This window comes from Staphylococcus sp. HGB0015, from assembly GCF_000411275.1.
Classification (GTDB): Bacteria; Bacillota; Bacilli; order Staphylococcales; family Staphylococcaceae; genus Staphylococcus; species Staphylococcus schleiferi.
Genome location: NZ_KE150418.1, coordinates 678084 through 701274, shown reverse-complemented (window position 1 = coordinate 701274; position 23191 = coordinate 678084). Strand labels below are relative to the sequence as shown.

Sequence of the window (23191 nt, the reverse complement as noted above, 5' to 3'; positions counted from 1 at the left end):
TCGTATATCAAGTTATTTTGCCCCATACAATTGAATCGCACGTTTCACTGTTTCAATCAATTCATTATCTACAGTATTGAGTTGATTAAAGTAAAATAAAATTTCTTCAGGCTGAATTAATTCTCTAGGGTAAGATGGATCTTCTTCAAGATGTGCGGCCAACGTCCCAAGAGGTGTATCATCGCCTAAAAAATCTAACATAAAATCATAAAAACTCATAACAACACCTCTACTTTTTTGAGGTTAAAATGAATAATACACTTTTAGAACGTATAATCAAATATATTTCTTTTACAGCCTAATTATATAATTTTTCAAAATAAATGCAAGACACAAAAACGACATATTTTACTCTAACTTTTACTTTCTGTCTTAAAACGAATTCGCTACAATGGAATATAAGAGTGTGACAAAGATTTGACGATTGTTATTTTGAGTCACCTCATACAACACTTAGAGTTCACATTTTATATAAAGGAGCGAGAAATAATGAAGCAAAAACAATCTCTTGGTATTATCATCATTATTGCGATGCTAATTGTGACGGTAGGTGTCGTTGTTGCGATGATGCTTTCTGGTCAAAAAGAAATATATTACGGATATATGAAAGACAGCACAACAGCTGAAAAAGTAATCAGTGAATCTGATAAGACGGTTAAAGAAAACGTTAAAATCCCTACGGATAATAATTTCCAACCTAAAAAAGGCGACTTTGTTAAATTAACAGCTAAAAAAGATGATCCAGATCATTTCGTTAAAAAACAAATCGTATCACATGATGATGTTCCACATGGCTTAATGATGAAAATTCATGACATGCATAACATGGACATGCATCACCATTAATTTAATATTTTTCGTATCATTAATAAGCAATGAAGAAAATGTTCTCAGCCATTTCCTTCATTGCTTTTTACTTTAGTATCACGATTTAATTACCAGATGATTTCATCAACAACATCATCATTGAGTGCACGAATGATTTCTGTCACCAGTTGAACTGCTTTTTGATAATCTTTTTGGTCAATAACAGATACATTTGAGTGCATATAACGTAACGGAATTGATAGCGCAATAGAAGGAATACCATCTAATGCGGTATGCATATTCCCAGCATCTGTTCCGCCACCCGGCATTGAATCCCATTGTAATTCAATGTTATGCGCTTTTGCGACCTTTTTAACATGGCGAATAAGCCCTACATGACCCACATTTGTAGCATCTAATGTTAAGACGATTGGTCCTTGACCTATTTTCACATCGCCATCACTTTCAAGTCCTGGTGTATCATATGCAACACCGACATCAACCGCAATGGCTAAATCAGGTTTCACTTTATGTGCTGCTACTTTAGCACCGCGAAGCCCCACTTCTTCTTGGACATTAGCGCCTGCAACTAAGTTAATATCGAGTGCTTCATTTTTCAATTCATCTAATACATCGACTGCTAAAGCACATCCAAAACGGTTATCAAACGCTTTTGAGGTTACATAATCTTCATTCAAGAGCGTTTCAAATTCTGAATAAGGTGTAATCATGTTACCTACTTCAATTCCCGCTGCTTCAACTTCTGCTTTATCTTTTGCACCGACATCGATGAACATATGTTTCATATCGACAGGTTTATTACGTTCTTCTGCACCTAAAACGTGTGGCGGTTTAGAACCTATGATGCCGCGTATTTCGCGACCTTCATCCGTTGTGATTGTCACTTTTTGGGATAACATCACTTGGTTCCACCATCCCCCTATTGGTGTAAATCGAATAAAGCCTTGCGCTTCGATTTTAGTCACCATAAAGCCAATTTCATCAAGGTGTCCCGCTATCATAATCGTACGCTGACCAGATTGGCTCTTTTTCTTGCCAAAGACACCACCGAGATTATCATAGATCATTTCATCACTATTGGGTTCTAATAATTCAACCATCGCTTTTTTAACCTGATGTTCATGTCCAGCGATTCCATTAAGATCTGTTAATTTTTTTAATAAGGCTTTTGTATTTTTCATCTAAGTTAAACCCCTTTCCGATTAAATTCTATTTAATTTTAACAAACTTTTCTGACAAAAGTATGATTTAAGCATTGTGCAACTTTTGTTTTTCATTGCATAGAAGAATTTTGAAAGTATATACTAGAGGTATCTAGAAAATTCTGAAATAAAAGACAAATTGTTGACATGCCTTTTGCGAATCGGATTCAGTTGATATCATCTTCATTCTCACTTAATGAATCATCAATGGAAATCCAACGCTTTTCAACAATAAGAGCCATGTCTAACTTTTTAGCATGCGCGCAATCGCACATATACACGATGTCAAATTTTGGATGGCACACACTAATATTTTGCTCATCCATGACATCCTCACTTTCTTCAGCGTCATGCTCATCATCAATATGATAGATCGATAAGGAGGTCACATCATGACACATAAAGTCGCTTTAATTGGACTCGGTCGTGTAGGAAGCCAAGTACTAACGGACATTCAATACACAGGCCTATTTCAAGAAATCATCTTAATTGATACCAATCTGAACCGTGCGGAAGGAGAGGCAATGGACCATCGCCATTTCCAATCTTACAGTGGGACACATCATACGAAAATAAAAGCAGGCAACTACACAGATTTAGCAGATGTTGACATGATTATCATCTCTGCAAGCATCCCTTCTACAGCAGATATGGCTGATCGCACAACGTTAACATTCGGTAATGCTGCGATTATCCAAGAGATTATGTCAAACATTACTGCGGTAACAACCTCACCACATATTATTATGATTTCAAATCCTGTAGATACGATGACTTATTTAGCAGAGATACAACATGATTATCCACATGAAAAAATTATGGGAACAGGCACATTATTAGAATCATCTCGCTTCCGTACATTGATTGCAGACCACTATGACGTTGATCCGAAAAGTGTCGAAGCTTTCGTTATTGGAGAGCACGGCAAAACGACTGTACCGGTATGGAGCCGTGTCCGTATTGCAGGCATGCCTCTCGATGAATATGAACAACTGAGCCATGCGCAAGCTATCTCGAAACAAAAGATTCGCGATGAAATTGACAAAGTGTCATTTGACGTGATGCGCAATAAAGGTTGGACGAATTCTGCTATCTCTCGCGCAACAATCGATCTTGTAGAAGCCATTCTTTATGATGAAAATCGTATTTTACCTATTTCGACAGTCCATCAGCACGTTTATGATTATCAAAATGTCGCATTTAGTCTTCCAACACTTGTTAATAAAGAAGGGCATCACACTGTCTTCCCGTTTGCACTAGATGCTGAAGAAAAACAAGCACTTGATCATGCGGTTCAATACATTCAATCAACAATTGCGTCTGTCACAGATTAAGTCACGCAATCATTTTAGACGGCACTACTTGCCATTTGAAATTCATTTATTTTGGCAGAGATGACACAGACGATGCAAATTTAAAATATCCACTTTAATTCATGTCTCCATTAAAAAAGCACTGAAATCCATAACCGATTTCAGTGCTTTACTTAATCAACGACCTTGAATTGCCATTATTTCATTTTATAATTTTCATTGAAATAATTGTATTTCGCTTTTTTATCATGCTTTTTCGTTTTTGAATCGAAGCCTTGTAAGAAAAAGCCGCGTTTGAGATGAATAGGCTGAGCAATATATGTATTTTTTTCGTCACCTTTTAAGGTTAATTCTTTATAAAACACACCTTTTCTTGGATCATACTCAGACTTTTCTTTAATAACTTTATCACTCAAATGATGTTCAGTTAAATACTGATCGATTAACTTTAGGTTTTGACTTTTTTGATAACCCTTATACGCAAAAAAGCCAGCCGCAACAATTACAAATAACAACACTAAAGCCAAAACGAGTTTTAAAATTTTCTTTGCCATTTCATGTGCCTCCACCTTATTACAATCTTATTATACATCTTATCATAAATCTTTTTCTTACATTACTTTCAGTATTTGTCGTCACATAAAAGTCATAATCCAATCGGTATCTAAATTGCGATTTCACAGCGAACCATCAAAAAGTAAAACTTAAAAATCACTATGTTACACATATAAAAACGTCTTTAAAGACGAGCGGTCACCCGTTTCAAAGACTTTTTTTATCATTCGATGATCATTTTAAAAGTGAGATTATTCGACTGTGGACACCGCTTGTTCGCGTTTAGATAAATTAAACATTGTTAATAATGCCACAATCCCAAAAATACTTAAGAATATAAAGGCAAGATGGCTTGACCCTGTGAGCGATGTCACTGCTGTAATCACTAATGGTGGGAAGAAACCTCCAAGACCGCCCATCATTGAGACAATACCATTTGCAACACCAGCTTCTGTTGTGAAATAAAGTGGAACGAGCTTAAACACTAAGCCATTACCGATACCGACACAGATACTCACTGTTAAACATCCAATTGTAAATAAGAAAATTTGACTGGAAACACCTAAAATGAGTGCACCTATAATCATAATTGAAAAGAAAATTTTAAGCATAGAGACAGCGTTAAACTTATCCCCTAAAATACCACCAAGTGGTCGTAAACATGTCGCTAAAGCAATGAAAACTCCCGTAAGAATCCCTGCATCTACTTTATCAATGCCAAAGTTTTGAACAAGGAAGTTCGGTAAGAAAAGACCGAAAGCCACGAATGCACCAAATGTAATAAAATACCAAAAACTTAAATAATAAAGTTTGTAATTACGCATTAACTTTCTTGATTGTTCGACTAAAGGCACTTTGACTTTAGGTTCATTGCCGTCACCTAAGAAAAACATGATAACCGCAAACACAGCCATAATAATTAAATAGCTACGCACTGTATTTTGCCAACCAATCACACCTGCAATTGGAGGTGCTAAAAATGAAGACACTGCAGTACCGAGGTTACCCATACCATATATCCCATTCGCAAGACCCACTTTATCTTTAGAAAAATATTTAGGTAATGAGGTTACCCCTACTGAGAAGATTGCCCCACCCACACCGAGGAAAAAGCCTGCAAACATGAGCGCCCCTGGAGATGTCGCTTGGCTTAATAAGAATATAGGCACGAGTAGCACTAAAAAGCTTGTAAAGAATACCCATTTGGCACCGACAATATTCGTTAAATAACCAAACGGTACACGCAAGACGGAGCCTAATATAACTGGAATGGCTAAAATAATTGAAAGTTGACCACTCGAGATTTGAACATCTTGCGAAATAAAAGGAATCAATGGTGCGATAATACTCCATGCCATAAACCCTGCCACTAAACTCAATGTTTGAAGCCCTAATTGTAAACCCGCTTTTGACTTATTCATTGATCATTCACCTTTCTCGTTTGACTCCATTTCGGATCAAATTCACTAAATTTTCTCTACGCGTTGATAAAATGATAATTTAAACATTTCCAACTCAAATACAGTTTAACTTTATTGTGAAATTTATAACATAAGGACTTCCCCTATACGCAGTGTGGGGTATCCCCTAACCTGAAATTGATGTATAAACATTGTTAAAAATTAGACAAAATCGGGATAAAGACGGGATTGACAACACTTTATATTTAACAATCAGACATCTCATAAATCGCTTTTCCACCTGCCTAAATCAATGCGCAAAGACAGAATATTCATAATATAAAGGACAGCCAATAGGGACATGCGGAGGATTATGTTATACTCATTTATAATAGAGAATGACTACAATCATCAACATGCAATTATATTTAAAAAAGAAGGTGCATTGCTTGAAAAAAACAGTTGAGTGGCTCATCGCAATTGTCAGTGCCATTGCGATTGTGTTACTGATTAGAACTTTTATTGGAACACCCTATACCGTTAAAGGGCAATCTATGTTCCCCACTTTTCACGATAAAGATCGGGTCATTGTCAGCAAGATTTCAAAGTCATTGAACCATCTCAATCGGGGAGATGTCATTGTCTTTCATGAAAATCAGCATAAAGATTTTATTAAGCGATTGATTGGTCGTCCAGGAGACACTGTGGTGTATAAAGACGATCAACTTTACGTTAACGGTAAAAAAATAAAAGAGCCCTATTTGAATTCTAATAAAAAGTACAAAATCGGGGACTTTCTGACCGAAGATTTTAATGTGGAAGATTTAAAAAATGCGCAAGGTCAGTCTAAAATCCCTGCACATCGCTATTTAGTATTAGGGGATAATCGCCAAAATAGTATTGATAGTCGACGTCCTGAAGTGGGTCTGATTTCAGAACGACAGATTGTCGGTAAAGTGACCGTAAGAGTTTGGCCTTTCATCCGAATCCAATTTGGCTTTAACCCCGATACTTTTAAATAACAAAAGAGCCAACATTTCAATTTTTGATAATCTTGCCTTCATGAACTCGCTTGCTTAGGGGCTGAAGTCTCAACTAAATTTGGCTTAATTGAAGATGAAAATTGATGAAGCCAAATTGGATTTTGGGCGCATTACAGAAATATCATGTGCAACAAATATTTCGTTGTATTGCCCCCGCAAAGCTGACTAGACTTCACAAAAGCAAGTTTGAACTCGTGTGAAGTCAGACAGCCACTGCGTAAAACAATGAATCACTATTAGAATAGGTAGACAAGTTTAATTTTTTCACTCTTCCCTCAAGCGTCTCGTTCATTGTGGCAATCATGCCATAATCATAAAGGTATAGAGGACAATTTTAGGAGACGATGAAAGCTTTTTAGAAAGTCAAAACTGTAAAAATTAGAGCGATGTATCAAAGTAAAGGTATTATCAATTAAATATCGCTTATTTTGATATGTGTACCTTTTAAATTCTAAACGTTTATGATATGGACAAATATCGTGGATTTTTTATCTTTATTAATTAAATGATACGAAAGTGACTTATTTTTTTAAAATTATAATAGTGAATGGTGACTTGCAGAAACGAAGTATTTATGACGAGACTCCTGAGGGAACAGGACGAGCCGAAGATTACAGGCTGAGGCTGTCCCCTCGGAAAGCGAAGTCATATAATACGAAGTTTCATCATATAAAAAGCGCTAAGACAATTTTCTATTAAAAATCATCTTAGCGCTTTTTATTTTGTAATTGATGTGCCGAACTTTTTTACACACACCTTTTGATTATTCAAAACCCTCCGTATATTGGAATTGTTTATGCTTCAAAAAACACTTCATTTTCGTCGACTAGAAATCTAATAGCTTTTTCTTTAATGCATACTCCACGAGCTCTGGCTTTGATTTTAAATTAAGTTTATCCATAATACGCGTTTTATGCGCTTCTACTGTTTTAACAGAGACAAATAGCTTTTCAGCAATATCTTTATTCCCATATCCTTTAGCAATTAACGGTAAAATTTCAAGTTCACGTTTCGATAAAATCTTGAATGGGTCATTTGAGTACGATTCATCTTGTGAAGATTGAACAAATTCTTTAACTAAAGACGTCGTCATTTTAGGATCAATATAAGTTTGACCTTGATAGACCGTGCGAATCGCTAACAATAATTGTTCATCTGGCGCATTCTTTAAAATATAGCCACTCGCCCCGCTTCGCAAGACGTGGAATAAATATTCTTCGTCATCGTACATCGTCAATATCAGAATTTTAGTATTCGGAAAACTATCTAAGATTTTACTCGTCGCAATTAATCCTGATTCACCCGGCGGCATACTGAGATCCATAATGAGTACGTCCGGCTCATATTTCATCACTTTTTGATACGCCTCTACGCCATCGGCAGCCGTCCCTACCACTTCCATATCCTCTTGAAAGTTGAGTATCATAGAAAAGCCTGTACGTACAACGGCGTGATCATCAGCAATTACGATTCTCATGCTTTATTCCCCTCACTTTTGACTAATTGGTACTTCGAGCGATACGATGGTGCCTTTACCTTTCTGCGTTTCAATATTCAAATGCCCGTTGACCAACTCAGCACGTTCATACATCCCATATAAGCCTAATCCAGAACCTTTAGGCGAATCGCTCGGTTCAAAACCTAAACCTTGATCTGAAACTTCAGCATAGAGATAATTTTGGTCTTTTCGTAAGATGACATCGACATCATCAACATCTGCATATTTCATCGCATTGAAAACCGCTTCTTGAACGATACGATAGACAACGGTTTCGATTTCAGTATCAAAACGTTCTGGTTCTATATCAAAGTGATAATTCACAACTAATCCATAATTATTTTCAAGCTGCTTAAAGTAAGACTTGAATGCGGCATCTAACCCTAAATCATCTAAAGAGGAAGGACGCAACTCTGATGATAAATTTCGAATATCATCAATTAATTTCGTCATTAAGCCTTCAATATTTCTAGAGTTTGCTAATAATGAATCCATATCTTGCTGATATTTGAGCAAGCGCATTTCAACATTCACATTAATCAACTCTTGAACTACACCATCATGCAGTTCTCTAGAGATACGTTTCCGCTCATTTTCTTGTGCTGCAATCGTCTTTTGAATCATGTTACGTTGATAAAGTTCTTCTTGTCTTTGCAGTTGTGCTGTGACATTTTGTAACGTAAACGCCTTAATCTGTTGTGCTTCATCAATCGTTTGATATGTGGCTGTAAAAGGCTCGATTTTATTGTCGGTCGTCTTCATAAAAACTTGAAAAGTCGTATTCCCTAACGTTTCTGAATGTAAAAAACAGTTTTGACATGTACGTAAATCATGTTCATTGGTATAGCCTTCACATCGGCCACATATTGTATTAGAAATGCCGCTCATATCATTATCTGGCGAGATGATACGTTTCGCTGCTTCATTCATATAAATCACTTTACCATTGCGGTCAATAAAAATAATCATTTCTGACGTCTTATGGTAATACGACAATAAGAACGACAATAAATCATGTGTCTTTTCTGTCATCATAACATCACCTTATCTTCACTCGTTAAACCACCAATACCTTTAATTAACGACAAGTCACGTGCAATCTGAGGCAACGGTTTTTGATTACGTTGGCCTAATAAGAGCACACCTTTCACACGGTGATTATGCCATAGAGGTATGGCAATTAATGCGGTAATCTGTTCACTCATTAAGATTGGAAAGTTAAAAAGTGAACTTTGAATTTCATGATGTGTCGTATCTGGAATTACCATAGGCTTCCCTGTCTTCATCACATTACCCGCCACACCATGACCATGACGTAAGACGATGCGTTGATAACGCTCATTTAAGTTGCCTGACACGTAACGCCATTTGATCTTTGTGCCAACATGATCTTCTGAAGGTAATGCGATACCGGCAAAGTCAAACTCATATTCATGACGTATTCTATCTATTTCATCTTGATAATCATGTTGAGAAAAATCAATCTGGTTCACGGTCATCACTCCAATTTAAATTTTGTGTTTACGATAAATAATATAACTGCGACTCGCGTAAGATAAAGGGACACTCCACACGTGCACAAGACGTGTGAACGGCCAACATGCCATAATCGTAAAGCCAAGTAAAATATGCAATTTAAATGTTAACGGAACACTTACCATGAGACTTGCATCAGGGCGCAACGTAAATAAACCTCTAAACCATATTGAAATCGTTTGTCGATAATCAAAGTCAGGTGTCGTTGCATTTGTCACTAATGTGGCATAACATCCAATAAAAACAATTAATAACAATAAGAAATTGACAAAAATGTCTGATGCAGAGCTTAAACGGCGCACATTTTGTTTAGTCACGCGTCTTGCAGTTAACAACAACATACCGATTAACGTTATTATACCAAAAATACTTCCGATATACACCGCTCCGATATGGTAGATATGATTGTTCACACCGATTGCCGTTAACCAATGTGCTGGAATCAACAATCCAACGACATGACCGAAAAATACAGGAATAATCCCTAAATGAAACATGAGACTGCCCCATTTAAGTTGCTTCTTTTCAATAAATTCACTCGATTTTGCAGTCCATGAAAACTGATCATATTGGTAGCGAACAATATGACCAATCACAAAGATTGCAAGACAGAGGTACGGGAAAATCACCCATAAAAATTGATTAAACATGATGTCTCACCTCTTCGACTTGTACAATGCATTGCTTTAACGTTTCTCTAAGACCTTTAATTAAGTGACGATAAGGATTGCCTTTTTCTTCAAGATATTTCATCATCGGATACGTGCCATCTTCAATAATCATCACTAATAATTGTGCATTTTCTTGTGCCCTGTCATCCCCGTCAAATTGGGCAGCGTATAAGAACTCCAACATCAATGGTAAATAATCTGACAGCTCAGATGAAGGCATCTCTAGGCCAAACATTTCATAAAGCACTTTTAATTTTGCTAACATTTGTCCGCGTTCTTTTTGTGTATCAAATTGATTAAATGTCATGTAGAGTGTCGCTTTTTTATTAAAATCAAACGTATCGGTATAAAGCATTTGAATTTCAGATAAACTCTTTTCATACATTTCTTCTCGATATTGTTTGACATAGGGATAGGCAGGGTGCGCTTCATGAAAAATTTCTTCAAAGACTTTAGGATGGAAGGTTAACTTTTCTGGAAAAATTAACTGCTGGCTCATGTAACCGAGCGTCTCTTTATAGCTGTTCAGCCGATCAAGATTAATCACGGAAAATCCCTCCATAGAAATTGTCGTTATAAATTTCACGTCCTGTTTTACCACCTGCACCTACAGGCACACCACAACCATCACAGTTCGCGCCGAAATGTTCACCACCATAGCCTTGACTGCCTTGCGCTGCATAAGTGTCCATGTATTGCTCTTTATGTGACGTTGGAATCACAAAGCGATCTTCATGTTTCGCAATCGCCAACAAACGGTACATGTCTTTTGCTTGTCTTTCTGTGAGACCGACACGTTCTAAGCGAGACATGTCAAACTCACGACCTGTATTTTGTGCACGCATATAACTTCTCATCATAGCCATACGTTGAAGTGATCCTTTCACAGCTTTTGTATCGCCAGCTGTGAAAAGTTCTGCTAAATATTGAACAGGCAAGCGCATTTCTTCAATTGCTGGGAAGATAGCATCAGGATTGTTTCCGGCATTTTGTCCTTCAAAATAATTCATTATTGGACTTAATGGCGGACAATACCAAACCATCGGCATTGTACGATATTCTGGATGTAATGGAAACGCTAACTTATATTCGATTGCCAATTTATAAATCGGTGAATTTTGAGCTGCTTCAATCCATTCTTGAGAAATACCATCTTTCTCAGCTTGTTCAATAACCGCTTCGTCATAAGGATTCAAAAATAAATCCAATTGTTTTTCATATAAGTCTTGTTCATTTTCAGCAGAAGCTGCTTCTTGAACGCGATCCGCATCGTATAATAGGACCCCTAAATAACGCATACGACCTGTACATGTTTCAGAACAAACTGTCGGAATTCCTGCTTCCACACGAGGGAAACAAAATGTACATTTTTCTGCTTTATTTGTTTTCCAGTTGAAGTATACTTTTTTATAAGGACAACCTGTCATACAGTAACGCCAACCACGACACGCTTCTTGATCAACTAAGACGATACCGTCTTCATCACGCTTGTACATTGCCCCAGATGGACAAGATGCGACACAGCTTGGGTTTAAGCAATGTTCACAAAGGCGAGGTAAATACATCATAAACGTTTGATCAAAGTTAAATTTAATTTCTTCTTCAATTTTTTGAATGTTAGGATCTTGAGGGCCCGTAATATGTCCGCCTGCTAAGTCGTCTTCCCAGTTAGGACCCCAGTCTAAGTCCATGCGCTGTCCTGTCATCAATGAATGGGCTTTTGCGACTGGAGAATGTTGGGCAGGTTTAGCTGTTGTTAAGTGCTCATAGTTATATGTCCAAGGTTCATAGTAATCTTTAATCACTGGCATATCTGGGTTATAGAAAATTTTACCAAGTGCTATTTTGTTCAAGCGTGTTCCTGACTTTAACTCCAGCTTACCTTTTTTGTTTAATGTCCATCCCCCTTTGTATTGTTCTTGATCTTCCCATCGTTTTGGATAGCCGATACCCGGTTTTGTTTCTACATTGTTAAACCACATATATTCTGCGCCAGGTCGATTTGTCCAAGTACTTTTACACGTCACACTACATGTATGACATCCGATACATTTGTCTAAGTTCAGAACCATTGCCACTTGCGCCTTAATCTTCAAGCCAATCCACCTCTTTCATCTTTCTCACTGCCACGTATACATCCCGTTGGTTCCCAATTGGACCATAATAATTGAATGAATAACTGATTTGGGCATAGCCCCCCATTAATTGTGTCGGTTTTAAGTGAATACGCGTTGGCGCATTGTGCGATCCACCACGTGTTCCCGAAATTTCAGATCCCGGTGTTTCAATATGTTTATCCTGTGCATGATACATATACATTGTGCCTCGAGGCATCCGATGTGACACAACTGCACGCGCTGTGACTACACCATTACGGTTATACACTTCTAACCAATCATTATCATTAATGTCATGTTGTGCTGCGTCTTCATTTGAAATCCATACCGTCGGCCCCCCACGGAACAACGTCAACATATGTTGGTTATCTTGGTATGTTGAATGGATATTCCATTTTCCATGTGGTGTTAAATAGCGAAGTACGAGCGTATCGACGCCACCTTTAACAGGCTTATCCTTCGTTCCAAATACCATTGGTGGTAATGTTGGTTTATAAACAGGTAACGCTTCACCAAATTGTTGGAAAACTTCATGATCAATATAGAAACTTTGGCGTCCTGTTAACGTTCTAAATGGCACGAGTCGCTCAATATTCGTTGTAAACGGAGAATAACGTCTACCTTGTTTGTTCGAACCCGGGAAGACTGCTGTTGGAATCACTTCACGCGGTTGTGATGTGATATTTAAGAATGAAATTTTCTCAGATGCACGTTCTGCTGAAATATCTTTCAATGGCATCCCTGTTTGTCGTTCTAAGTCTTGATAAGATTTTTGTGAGACCCGTCCATTTGATGCGGATGAAACATTTAAAATCACATCTGCTACTTTACGCGCTGTATCAATCCGCGGTTTATTATTTTTAATCGAATCATCTTCCCATGTCCCTACCATGCTTCGAAGTTCATCGTATTGTTCTTTGACCGAAAAGCTCACGCCATGAGCACCCACTTTACCGTTTTCTAGTAAAGGTCCTACAGAAATAAATTTGTCATAAACGTCAGTATAAGTACGATCAACCACTGCAAAGCCTGGCATCGTTTGACCCGGAATTGGTTCAATTTCACCTTTTGTCCAGTCGTGCACTTTACCGTAAGCAAGTGAGATTTCTTGCTTAGAGTCGTGTGCGAGCGGTGATGTTACAACATCTTTATAAGTACCAGTAAGGTGAACACGAGCCATTTCAGAGAATGTTCGGCTAATCGTTTTGAAAATATCCCAGTCTGAACGTGATTCCCATAAAGGGTCGATTGCCGGATTGAATGGGTGAATGAAAGGATGCATATCTGTTGAAGAGATATCATGTTTTTCATACCAAGTGGCCGCTGGTAAAACAATGTCAGAATATAAAGGCGTTGCCGTCATACGGAAGTCTAAAGAAACAAGGAGATCAAGTTTACCTACTGTATCTTCTCCCCACTCAATCTCTTCAGGTCGATCCGTTTCATTTGGCTCAGCCATTAATGCTGATTTTGCACCTAGTAAATGTTTCATAAAGTATTCTTGACCTTTAGCAGAACTTGAAATCAAATTCGAGCGCCAAACAAATAAAGTCTTCGGATGATTTTTACGTAAATCTGGATTTTCAACCGCAAATTTTGTTTTACGTGATTTCACATCTTCAATGGCACGTTTTAAAATGGCTTCATTATTAAATTCTCCCGCATCGCGTGCTTCTTCTCCCCATAAAAGACTATTGCGGTCAAACTGCGGATAAGAAGGTAACCAGCCATTGCGTGCAGCTAAAACATTATAATCAGCAGGATGTTGTAATTTGATATTCTCTGCAAGTGGCGAAGCTAAGCGATCTACACCTGACTCTTCATATTTCCATTTGTCTGTCGCAAAGTAAAACCAGCTTGTTCCATTTTGTAAACGCGGTGGCCCTTGCCAGTCTTTAGCGAAAGCAATCGTATTCCAACCTTCAATCGGACGACACTTTTCTTGTCCAACATAATGCGCCCATCCGCCACCATTCACGCCTTGACAGCCACATAAAACGACTAAGTTTAATACAGAACGATAAATGGTGTCTGAATTAAACCAATGGTTAATTCCTGCGCCCATAATAATCATGGAACGTCCACCTGTATCGATGGCATTTTGCGCAAATTCTTTTGCCACTTGTGTCACAACATTCGCTTTGACACCTGTAATCTTCTCTTGCCAAGCAGGTGTATAGAAAGAAGCCGCATCATCAAAACCTTTTGATTCTAGTTCATGATTAAAACGTTTCACACCGTATTGACTTGCCATTAAATCATAAACGGTTGCGATGTACGTTTCTTCACCGTTCGCTAACGTTACTTTACGCACTGGAATCACACGCTCAAATACGCCATTGCCCGCATTATCAAAATATGGGAATTGAATTATGATGTACTCAAAGTCACCCGTTGCAACTGTCATTGCAGGATCAATTTTAGCGCCCGCTTCATTTTCTAGTTTTAAGTTCCATTGTTTGCCATCTTCCCAACGTTGACCCATTGTCCCATTTGGAACTTGAATCGTGTCTGTCAAAGAATCTAAAACAACCGGTTTCCATTCACTATTCTCAGACTGACTGCCAAAGTCACTTGAACGGAGGAAACGTCCCGCTTTGTAACCTTTATCATCTTGATCTAATCGAATTATAAACGGCATATCTGTATATTGTTTGGCATAGTTGATAAACATTTCTGAAGGTTCATCTTCGTAGTAAGTTTGTAAAATAACATGCGTCATTGCTTGTGCCAACGCTGCATCTGTACCTGGATTAGGAGCCAACCAGTTATCGGCAAACTTTACATTTTCAGCATAGTCTGGCGCGACAGAAACGACTTTAGCCCCTTTATATCGAACTTCAGTCATAAAGTGTGCGTCTGGTGTCCGAGTGAGTGGGACGTTTGAACCCCACATCATAATATAGCTCGCATTGTACCAGTCGCTCGATTCTGGTACATCTGTTTGTTCACCCCAAATTTGCGGTGATGCTGGCGGTAAATCCGCATACCAATCATAGAAACTCAACATTTCTCCACCTAATAGCGAAATAAAACGTGCACCTGCCGCGTAACTAATCATAGACATCGCTGGAATTGGCGTAAATCCTGCGATTCTGTCAGGTCCATCTTTTTTGATTGTATAAATCAATTGAGCTGAAATAAGTTGTGCCACATCTTTCCAGCTCGCACGGACATGTCCACCTTTACCGCGTGCTGACTTATATATACGTGCTTTTTCTTCGTTTTCTACAATTGAGGCCCATGCTTTAATTGGATCTTGATACGTTTCCAACGCTTCTGTCCATAATTCCCATAACTTTCCACGAACGTAAGGATACTTTACACGGAGTGGACTATATTCATACCAGGAGAATGAAGCGCCACGTGGACAACCTCGTGGTTCAAATTCTGGCATATCTGGTCCGCAACTTGGATAGTCAATTTGTTGATTCTCCCAAGTAATCACACCATTTTTCACAAAGACTTTCCATGAGCATGAGCCTGTACAGTTCACGCCATGCGTTGTGCGGACTACTTTGTCATGACTCCATCTTTCTCGATACATTTTTTCCCATTCACGACTTTTGTGTTCTAATACCGACCAATTCCCGTTAAATTTTTCAGTAGGCTTAAAAAAATTCAGTCCAAATCTAGCCATTGTCATCCTCCTCTTACACATAGACTTCAGTCATCACCCATATTGTACATTTATTCACAAGCGTATCCTATTAGGGATTTACCTATTTCATTAACTGGAATCCCTATGCTTTTTCATACCTCACACGTGGTTCTAAATCGCTTGCTTAACGGCTAAATGCTCAACTCAATTTGGCTGAGATGCGGCAGTAACTTGGTGAAAGTAAATTGGATTTTGAGCGCAATACAGAAATATCATGTGCAACAAATATTTCGTTGTATTGCCCCCGCAAAGCTGACTAGACTTCACAAAATCGACTTGTTCTTAACTCTAATAGTGAATGATTATATGCATAAACGAAGTATGGATGACGAGACGCCTGAGGGAACAGGACGAACCGAAGACTACAGGCTGAGGCTGTCCCCTCGGAAAGCAACGTCATACAATACGAAGTTTTTATCATAAGAAGAAAGCGCTAAGACAATTTTTATGATAAATCATCTTAGCTCTACTTAATTAACGAGATATTTAAATTTTTTACAAATCAACGACCTGTGTAAAAGTCGTATCTTGAATGAGTTGGGTGATTTTTTCAATTTGAGAAGCATGTAAATCAGAATAGTGGCGATCATCAATCACGACCTGATGCCCCGCTTCGAAATAGTCAAAAGCACGCGCTATCGCTTCCAATCGCTCCCCTCTAATTAACACTGTTTCGTAGTTTCTTGAGGTGTTCGCGACGTCTGTTTGCACATCCCTGACGACTTGTCCCACAATGGTAACACCTGGCCCTAGACGTTCAGGCAACATTTCAATTTGTTCAACAATGGTATTCACTGTTCCACTTATCACGCGTTGGTTAGGATGTGTCGCATTAAAGACAATCGCTACTGGAAAATCGATGCCCATTTTATTTTTAATATCATGCATTAATCGAGGCAAACGTTTAATCCCCATATAAATAGCTAACGTCCCCCCATGTTCCAATGTCGTCATATCAATTTCATTTTCTTCGTTGTTTTTAAAGTGGCCCGTCGTAAAAGTAATATTCGTCGATACATTTCGTTCTGTTAAGCCTTTTCCTAGTTGACTTACTGCAGCACTCGCGGCCGTAATCCCCGGAACAATCTCATAATCAATATGGTGTGCACGTAACGTTTCAACTTCTTCAGCGACCCGCCCAAAAATAGCAGGATCGCCTCCTTTGAGTCTTACAATGGTTTGTGCGGTTTGTGCTTTTTCGACGATTAACTGATTAATACGCTCTTGCTTAATATATTTCGTATAAGGCGTCTTACCTACGTGAATCCATTCTGTCTCTGGTGAAGACAAATGAAGTAAAAAGGGATGAACTAACTGATCATATAAAATGACATCTGCCTTTTGAAGGCAACGCTCTGCTTTTTTAGTTAGTAAACAGGGATGTCCTGGCCCTGCGCCAATAAGATAAACTTTAGGTGGAGACGCGTTTAAGGCAGACATACGTAAATATCTCCATCTACAATTTCAACAGGATAAGTCGCAACACATCCCTCATCAGGCGCTTGAACTTCACCGGTATTCAAATCAATTTTCTGATCATGTAATGGACAAAAGACATAGTCTCCGCTCACTGTTCCTTCTGATAAAGGGCCTTGTTTATGAGGACAAACGTTATGAATAGCTTTAATTTCGCCCGCTTCAGTTAGAAACAAACCTATTTCTAAATCTCCGACAATGACTTTTTTACCAATTAAAGGTTCTAATTCTGAAACTTTAGCAACTTTAACTTTTTCCTTTAACATATGCCTCACACCTTCTCAACTTCAAATATTTTCTGTTTCATTTCATCTTGAACAATCTCATTCCATGGTTCTTTGGAAACGGCCGCTTTTGCTTCCATAATACGTTCATAGAGTGCTTCTTGTTTTTCAGGGTCCAAGACAACCGATTTGACTTGATCAAAGCCTATACGTCTTAACCATGGTGCTGTCCGCTCAGCATAAATCGCTGTTTCACGATAATACTGCATATAAGCACCACAAAGTTTAACCACTTCATCTTCTGTTTCAACCGTTGTTAAATGTTCAGCGATTTCCACAGTTGTACCGCCATTACCACCTACGTATATTTGGAAGCCATTTTCAACACCGATTACGCCAAAATCTTTGACTCCTGATTCTACACAACTTCTTGGGCATCCAGAGACACCCATTTTAAATTTATGTGGTGTATCAATATATTCGAATGTTTTTTCTAAACGTATACCTAATTTTGTTGTATATTGTGTACCAAATCGACAGAATTCTTTACCTACACAACTTTTAACAGAACGTGTTTTCTTACCGTATGCAGAAGCTGAGCGCATATCTAAATCTTCCCATACTTTTGGTAATTCTTCTTTTTTCACACCATATAAACCAATACGCTGAGAACCTGTCACTTTAACGAGCGGTACATCATATTTTTTGGCTACTTCACCGAGACGAATCAATTGATCTGCATCCGTCACACCACCACGCATTTGAGGAATCACAGAGAACGTACCATCATTTTGAATATTGGCATGGTAGCGTTCATTGGCAAAGCGTGATGCTCTTTCATCTTCATGATCTTCCGGATAGACCATATTTAAATAATAGTTCAGTGCAGGTCGACATTTTGGACAACCGCCTTTATCTTTAAAGTCCAATACATGACGTACTTCTTTTGACGTTTTTAATCCTTTTGCGCGAATTTGTGTCACAATTTGATCTCTTGATAAATCTGTACAGCCACAAATACCCGTTGGTGCACTTGCTTCAAAGTCATCACCAAGTGTATATTCAAGTAATTCTGCAATTTGTCCTTTACACTTACCGCAAGAATTACCGGCCTTTGTCACACGTGTGACATCGGCAACTGATGTTAAACCTTGTTCTGTAATCGCGTTGACAATTGTACCTTTAGAGACTCCGTTACAACCACAAATCGTCTCATCGTCATCCATTTCTGCCACACTAATGGCGTCAACTTCACCCGCTTTATGCAAGATGGATACTAATGTATAATCATCAATGGTTTCGCCTTTTTTCATCATATTGTAGAAGCGATTACCTTCTTCTGTGTCTCCATAAAGCACTGCGCCGACAATCGCTTTATCTTTAACGAAGACTTTTTTATAAATATTATCGACACCATTAAACGTCTCAATACCATGAACTTCATTGTTTTCAGTAATTTGACCTGCACTAAAAAGATCACATCCCGAAACTTTTAATGAAGTGAAAGTCGTTGAACCTTGATACCCTTCAGTTGGACGTCCTGTTATATGGTCCGCTAAAATTTTGCCTTGTTCATATAATGGCGCAACTAAACCATACACTTTTGAACGGTGCTCAGCACATTCACCTACCGCATAAATATTAGGATCACTCGTTTTCATAAAATCATCGACAATGATACCGCGTCCAATTTCTAATCCTGCTGCACGTGCTTCTTTTGTGACAGGTCGAATACCGACAGCCATTACAACCATATCTGCATCTAATACACGACCATCAGATAAGCGGATGCCTTCTACATTTTTCTCGCCTAAGATTTCTTGTGTATTGGCTTGAAGTTCAAATTTAATACCTTGTTTTTCTAAATCTTTTTTAAGGAGTTCACCGGCTTTACGATCTAATTGAACCTCCATGAGCCACTCTGCTAAATGAACAACTGTAACATCCATCCCTTGATCAACGAGACCTCTTGCACACTCTAGTCCTAAAAGTCCCCCACCAATGACGATTGCTTTTTGTTTCGTTTTCGCAATCTCTAACATTTTCTCTGTGTCATCAATGGTTCTAAAACCGACAACACCTTCTAAACGTGAACCATCAATCGGTAAAATAAAAGAATCTGACCCCGTTGCGATAATCATTTGATCATAGCCCACAATTTGACCTTGTTCTGTTTCAACTTGTTGTTTTTCGCGATCAATTTGAACAACCTTATCCCCTGTAATGAGCTGAATATGATTTTCTTCATACCATTCATAAGGATTCATTATGGTTTCTTTTACAGTCATTTTATTTTGTAAAATGTTAGATAACATGATTCGGTTATAGTTAGGATACGGTTCTTTACCAATAATTGTGATATCAAAGCGCTCAGGATCTCGCTCTAATATTTCTTCTATTGTACGGACACCTGCCATTCCGTTACCCACCATTAATAATCTTGTTTTACTCATGGAAATCCTCCTCAAGCGTTTCTAAATACGCTTTTATTTTTGCGCCGTATGCTTGTGTGCGTTGAATAGATTGCCCTTCAGAACTCACACTAATTGTCATTTCGTTGTGTACAAAATCGAATGAATTATAAAAATCAGATTGTCGTCGATCTCCGGTGTGATTTACCCACTGTTCAGGACGCGCATCATCACGTACTTGCTGGTTCACCTTTGCGTCATTCGTTGCGATGATGATGAGATTGGCATCCGCAATGTCTTTTGAATCATAAGTTTTTTTATCCAAAGTGATATGGGGTGCCCACGTCCTTGTGTAAAACGCCGGATTAAATTCAGGACTGACCACTTTAACCGTCTTCGCTTCATGCATGACCTTTTTAAATTTCCGCCAAGCGATTTTTCCACCACCAATGATGACGACCGTTTTATTCGATAAATTTAACTGTATTGGATACACGGGACACCTCCTCGACATTCAGATAAACGACTTAAGATGATTTCTTTTAATATCGGGTGAAAGTTGATGGCATTTGTAAATGTCACTTCACAAGGTAACTGCATCATTCTAATTTGCGCTTTTGTCCGTTGTACTAAAAAACCATCAAATAAGAAAAACGGAACAATACACAAAGTGTCATGTTGTCGTGCAATTTGTAGTAGGCGCTTTTTAAAATCTAATGCCCCATAAACCATGCTGGGATAGCAAGTTTCCTGCGCGGTCGAAAGTTGATTGGCAATACGGGTTAAGGCCAAATCTGGTTCATCGAATCTTTCACTCCCGTGAGCAAGAAGGACCACCCCTACATTTTGACCTGGTGTTCGTTCCATTGCTTCAATACGATAACGCGCCCATGTCTCCATCTTAAGATGTGTACCGAGTGGTTTCGTTAAATGAAAGACAACATTCGGATATTGCGCTTGCCATTCCTCTAAAGCCACGACAATATCTTCATAATAATGAGACGCTGAGAAAAGTAACAATGGCACAAGATATAAAGTGTCGGCACCTTGACGAATATGCTTTGTAAGCGTCGTGTTCAAATCTTTCGTTTCACTCTCTAAAAACGCAATATCATAATCTAACTTGTCACCTTCAAACAATTGGTCAACAAATTGAATTAATTTTTGGTTGAGCTCGCCTTTTCTCATACCGTGTACAATTAATATGACTTTTTCCATCACTTCACCCCCACGCTTTTATTGTAGACGAAATCCGTTTGTTTATGTGATAAAATTCACAGAAAACATAAAAACTAGGGAATCCCCTCCAGCTGAATTTGAGGGAATTCCCTAGTTCGATCATACCTTTATTTCGTATGCTTTAACGTTTGAGTTGCCACTACCACAACCTATTTGACCAAGTGATTACTCGTAACTTATCCATCTCAACGTATCTCATTTTAACCTCGTCTTTAAGCAAGACAAAACCCGAGATATTATCGGACTTTCATGAAAATCTCGGGTTTTTATAAATGATTAAGTTCATTTAACACGCTAATTAAATGTTATCCTAGTACGGTGTTTAAGACTCACCTTCAAACCATGGAGGTGGTGCTAATAATGAACGATTAAAACATTCGGGTATTAATACTTTAACCATCATGGCACCTTGATCACCACTCGGTTCTTCAAGCGTAAAAAATGTTTCATAGCCACGTCTTTCATATACATCTTTTAACCAGCTCATTTTACGTGCAGATGTCCCTAACACAACGGCGGGCGCTTTAAGCGTATAACGCAAAATCGTATTTTCGACATAAGACATCATTTGATGTCCGTAGCCTTGTCCGCTATAATCAGGATCCGTTGCAAACCACCAAACAAACGGATATTTCGACACTGGATTTTTAGGCTCCCAAGGAAAGCGAATACTTAACGTTGAAATCACTTCTCCATCTTTCTCCAATACATACGCAGCATTGTACTTAATAATTTTTTCGATCATTTCTAAATCGACATTCACAGACGGCCAATCGATGCCCACTTCTCTTAACGGTGTAAATGCGCGATACATCAGTTGTTGCAATCTCTCAGCATCATCCAATGTCGCCAACCGGATATTGATTTGAGACATTTTCTCTCCCCTTTTCCCATAAGATTCATAAGTAGATTATCAAATATAAAGTAGGATAGAAAAGAATACGCTCCAACCGAAGCGTATTCACCGCGGGTCATTATATGACCATTCTATTTAAAAATGAGCGTTCTCTGTATTAATAAAGCTTTTTCAGAATAAGCATAGACCTTATTCCACGCGACGTGAACCGTTAAGATAAGCGTAAAGCAAGCCGACCATCAAGCCTCCACCAATATAGTTACCAATAAAAGCAAAGACGATGTTTTTTAATACGCCTAACCCTGAAAGGCCATCGAAATTGTAGAAAATCATACCTACAAATAAACCTGCGTTATATACGACGTGTTCATAAGCCATAAATACGAAAATAATAACGCCAACTGCAATAAAGAAAGCTTTTGAGAGACCTTCTTTAAATTGCATAGAGACATAAATCCCAATATTAATAAAAAAGTTTGCAAAAATGGCTTTAACGAGTATCGCATGCCACGTGGGTTCAACCGTTTTGGCTGTAACAGTTGCGGTTAATGCATGTACCATCTCTGGCGTCATTACTTTTGTAAAATACATTAAAATAAATAACACAAAAGCACCTAAAATATTGCCAATAAAACAAACAATAAACAACCACATCGCCTTTGTGATAGAAATTGTTCGATAGTACATCCCAACTGTCATATACATAAAGTTACTCGTTAATAATTCAGAATGTGTCAAGACGATTAAGACTAAGGCAATGCTGAATGCGATGGCGCCCATTAAGTTGACCACCCCGGGTAAAGCACCGGCCATTTGCGTTTTAATAGCTAACATAAAGACCGTTACAATCGCTAATAAAAATCCAGACATCATAGATTTAACCATATAACGTGGCATTACGCGATCAAGCATGACCTCTTTCATCGCTACCGCATGGATAATGTCATTAATTGTATGACGCGACGCATAGGTATCCTCAATTGTTTTTGACGGTTTTTGAATCCCCATTTCAAAGCCTCCATTTTAATTTTTAAGTTGATGTTTTGTTTTAACCTTGCTGCTTCCATTTTACATGACGCCCTACAATGTTGTACATCATCATCAGCGAATAAAAAAAGGAAAGGGAATAGAAAATAAAATGTGTGATACAAGCTTTACTTT

Annotated in this window: 22 protein-coding genes; 3 read left to right on the top strand and 19 right to left on the bottom strand. The window is 38.2% G+C overall.

All coding sequences use genetic code 11. The annotated features are described in order from the left end of the window. Positions 1-12: 12 nt before the first annotated feature. A complete protein-coding gene (locus HMPREF1208_RS09695; RefSeq protein WP_016426207.1) occupies positions 13-219 on the bottom strand; it encodes a YozE family protein in 207 nt (68 codons plus the stop codon). Between the two features lie 270 nt (positions 220-489). Between HMPREF1208_RS09695 and HMPREF1208_RS09690 the strand changes: the two genes are divergently transcribed. Continuing rightward, the gene (locus tag HMPREF1208_RS09690; RefSeq protein WP_016426206.1) at positions 490-846 is read left to right on the top strand and encodes a DUF4889 domain-containing protein; all 357 of its coding nucleotides are present in this window, start codon (positions 490-492) and stop codon (positions 844-846) included. A gap of 89 nt (positions 847-935) precedes the next feature. On the opposite strand, the gene HMPREF1208_RS09685 is transcribed toward HMPREF1208_RS09690, so the two are convergent. After that, positions 936-2009, bottom strand: coding sequence for a M42 family metallopeptidase (locus HMPREF1208_RS09685; protein ID WP_016426205.1), 1074 nt, complete (start codon positions 2007-2009; stop codon positions 936-938). Between the two features lie 188 nt (positions 2010-2197). Continuing rightward, positions 2198-2419, bottom strand: coding sequence for a hypothetical protein (locus HMPREF1208_RS09680; protein WP_126496456.1), 222 nt, complete (start codon positions 2417-2419; stop codon positions 2198-2200). Between the two features lie 3 nt (positions 2420-2422). On the opposite strand from HMPREF1208_RS09680, the gene HMPREF1208_RS09675 reads away from it, so the two are divergent. After that, positions 2423-3364 (top strand): lactate/malate family dehydrogenase, encoded by a 942-nt coding sequence (locus HMPREF1208_RS09675; protein WP_016426203.1) that lies wholly within the window; start codon positions 2423-2425, stop codon positions 3362-3364. A gap of 176 nt (positions 3365-3540) precedes the next feature. On the opposite strand, the gene HMPREF1208_RS09670 is transcribed toward HMPREF1208_RS09675, so the two are convergent. Next, on the bottom strand, positions 3541-3897 hold the full coding sequence (locus tag HMPREF1208_RS09670; protein WP_016426202.1) for a DUF3139 domain-containing protein: 357 nt from the start codon (positions 3895-3897) through the stop codon (positions 3541-3543). 252 nt (positions 3898-4149) lie between these two features. Then, a complete protein-coding gene (locus HMPREF1208_RS09665) occupies positions 4150-5319 on the bottom strand; it encodes a nitrate/nitrite transporter (RefSeq protein WP_016426201.1) in 1170 nt (389 codons plus the stop codon). 428 nt (positions 5320-5747) lie between these two features. Here HMPREF1208_RS09665 and lepB point away from each other — a divergent pair, with 428 nt between their 5' ends. After that, positions 5748-6320, top strand: coding sequence for a signal peptidase I (gene lepB, locus HMPREF1208_RS09660; RefSeq protein WP_016426199.1), 573 nt, complete (start codon positions 5748-5750; stop codon positions 6318-6320). Positions 6321-7167: 847 nt separating this feature from the next. Here lepB and nreC read toward each other — a convergent pair. From nreC to HMPREF1208_RS09590, 14 genes are all read right to left on the bottom strand, one after another. Further along, positions 7168-7818 carry a nitrate respiration regulation response regulator NreC gene (nreC, locus tag HMPREF1208_RS09655; RefSeq protein ID WP_016426198.1) on the bottom strand — a complete coding sequence of 217 codons (651 nt, stop codon included), beginning with the start codon at positions 7816-7818 and terminating at the stop codon, positions 7168-7170. Between the two features lie 12 nt (positions 7819-7830). Then, positions 7831-8874 (bottom strand): sensor histidine kinase, encoded by a 1044-nt coding sequence (locus HMPREF1208_RS09650; protein WP_016426197.1) that lies wholly within the window; start codon positions 8872-8874, stop codon positions 7831-7833. Next, positions 8871-9332: a nitrate respiration regulation accessory nitrate sensor NreA gene (gene nreA / locus HMPREF1208_RS09645; RefSeq protein ID WP_016426196.1), complete on the bottom strand. Its 462-nt coding sequence runs from the start codon at positions 9330-9332 to the stop codon at positions 8871-8873. The genes HMPREF1208_RS09650 and nreA overlap by 4 nt, the downstream gene beginning before the upstream one ends. Positions 9333-9347: 15 nt before the next feature. After that, positions 9348-10025: a respiratory nitrate reductase subunit gamma gene (gene narI, locus HMPREF1208_RS09640; RefSeq protein WP_016426195.1), complete on the bottom strand. Its 678-nt coding sequence runs from the start codon at positions 10023-10025 to the stop codon at positions 9348-9350. After that, on the bottom strand, positions 10018-10593 hold the full coding sequence (locus HMPREF1208_RS09635) for a nitrate reductase molybdenum cofactor assembly chaperone (RefSeq protein ID WP_016426194.1): 576 nt from the start codon (positions 10591-10593) through the stop codon (positions 10018-10020). The genes narI and HMPREF1208_RS09635 overlap by 8 nt, the downstream gene beginning before the upstream one ends. Continuing rightward, positions 10586-12142 carry a nitrate reductase subunit beta gene (narH, locus tag HMPREF1208_RS09630; protein ID WP_016426193.1) on the bottom strand — a complete coding sequence of 519 codons (1557 nt, stop codon included), beginning with the start codon at positions 12140-12142 and terminating at the stop codon, positions 10586-10588. The genes HMPREF1208_RS09635 and narH overlap by 8 nt, the downstream gene beginning before the upstream one ends. Then, positions 12132-15803 (bottom strand): nitrate reductase subunit alpha, encoded by a 3672-nt coding sequence (locus HMPREF1208_RS09625; RefSeq protein WP_016426192.1) that lies wholly within the window; start codon positions 15801-15803, stop codon positions 12132-12134. The genes narH and HMPREF1208_RS09625 overlap by 11 nt, the downstream gene beginning before the upstream one ends. A gap of 516 nt (positions 15804-16319) precedes the next feature. Further along, positions 16320-17264, bottom strand: coding sequence for a uroporphyrinogen-III C-methyltransferase (gene cobA / locus HMPREF1208_RS09620; protein WP_016426191.1), 945 nt, complete (start codon positions 17262-17264; stop codon positions 16320-16322). Continuing rightward, positions 17252-17566 (bottom strand): nitrite reductase small subunit NirD, encoded by a 315-nt coding sequence (gene nirD, locus HMPREF1208_RS09615; RefSeq protein WP_016426190.1) that lies wholly within the window; start codon positions 17564-17566, stop codon positions 17252-17254. Before nirD ends, cobA begins: the two co-directional genes overlap by 13 nt. 5 nt (positions 17567-17571) lie before the next feature. Further along, positions 17572-19977 (bottom strand): nitrite reductase large subunit NirB, encoded by a 2406-nt coding sequence (nirB, locus tag HMPREF1208_RS09610; protein ID WP_016426189.1) that lies wholly within the window; start codon positions 19975-19977, stop codon positions 17572-17574. Then, a complete protein-coding gene (locus tag HMPREF1208_RS09605; protein ID WP_016426188.1) occupies positions 19970-20431 on the bottom strand; it encodes a precorrin-2 dehydrogenase/sirohydrochlorin ferrochelatase family protein in 462 nt (153 codons plus the stop codon). Before HMPREF1208_RS09605 ends, nirB begins: the two co-directional genes overlap by 8 nt. Continuing rightward, positions 20413-21153 (bottom strand): sirohydrochlorin chelatase, encoded by a 741-nt coding sequence (locus tag HMPREF1208_RS09600; RefSeq protein ID WP_016426187.1) that lies wholly within the window; start codon positions 21151-21153, stop codon positions 20413-20415. Before HMPREF1208_RS09600 ends, HMPREF1208_RS09605 begins: the two co-directional genes overlap by 19 nt. Positions 21154-21496: 343 nt before the next feature. Beyond that, entirely contained in the window at positions 21497-22048 is a 552-nt protein-coding gene (locus HMPREF1208_RS09595) for a GNAT family N-acetyltransferase (RefSeq protein WP_016426186.1), read from the bottom strand. A gap of 171 nt (positions 22049-22219) precedes the next feature. Next, complete coding sequence (locus HMPREF1208_RS09590) at positions 22220-23038, bottom strand: formate/nitrite transporter family protein (RefSeq protein ID WP_016426185.1); 819 nt, start codon at positions 23036-23038, stop codon at positions 22220-22222. Positions 23039-23191: the final 153 nt, after the last annotated feature.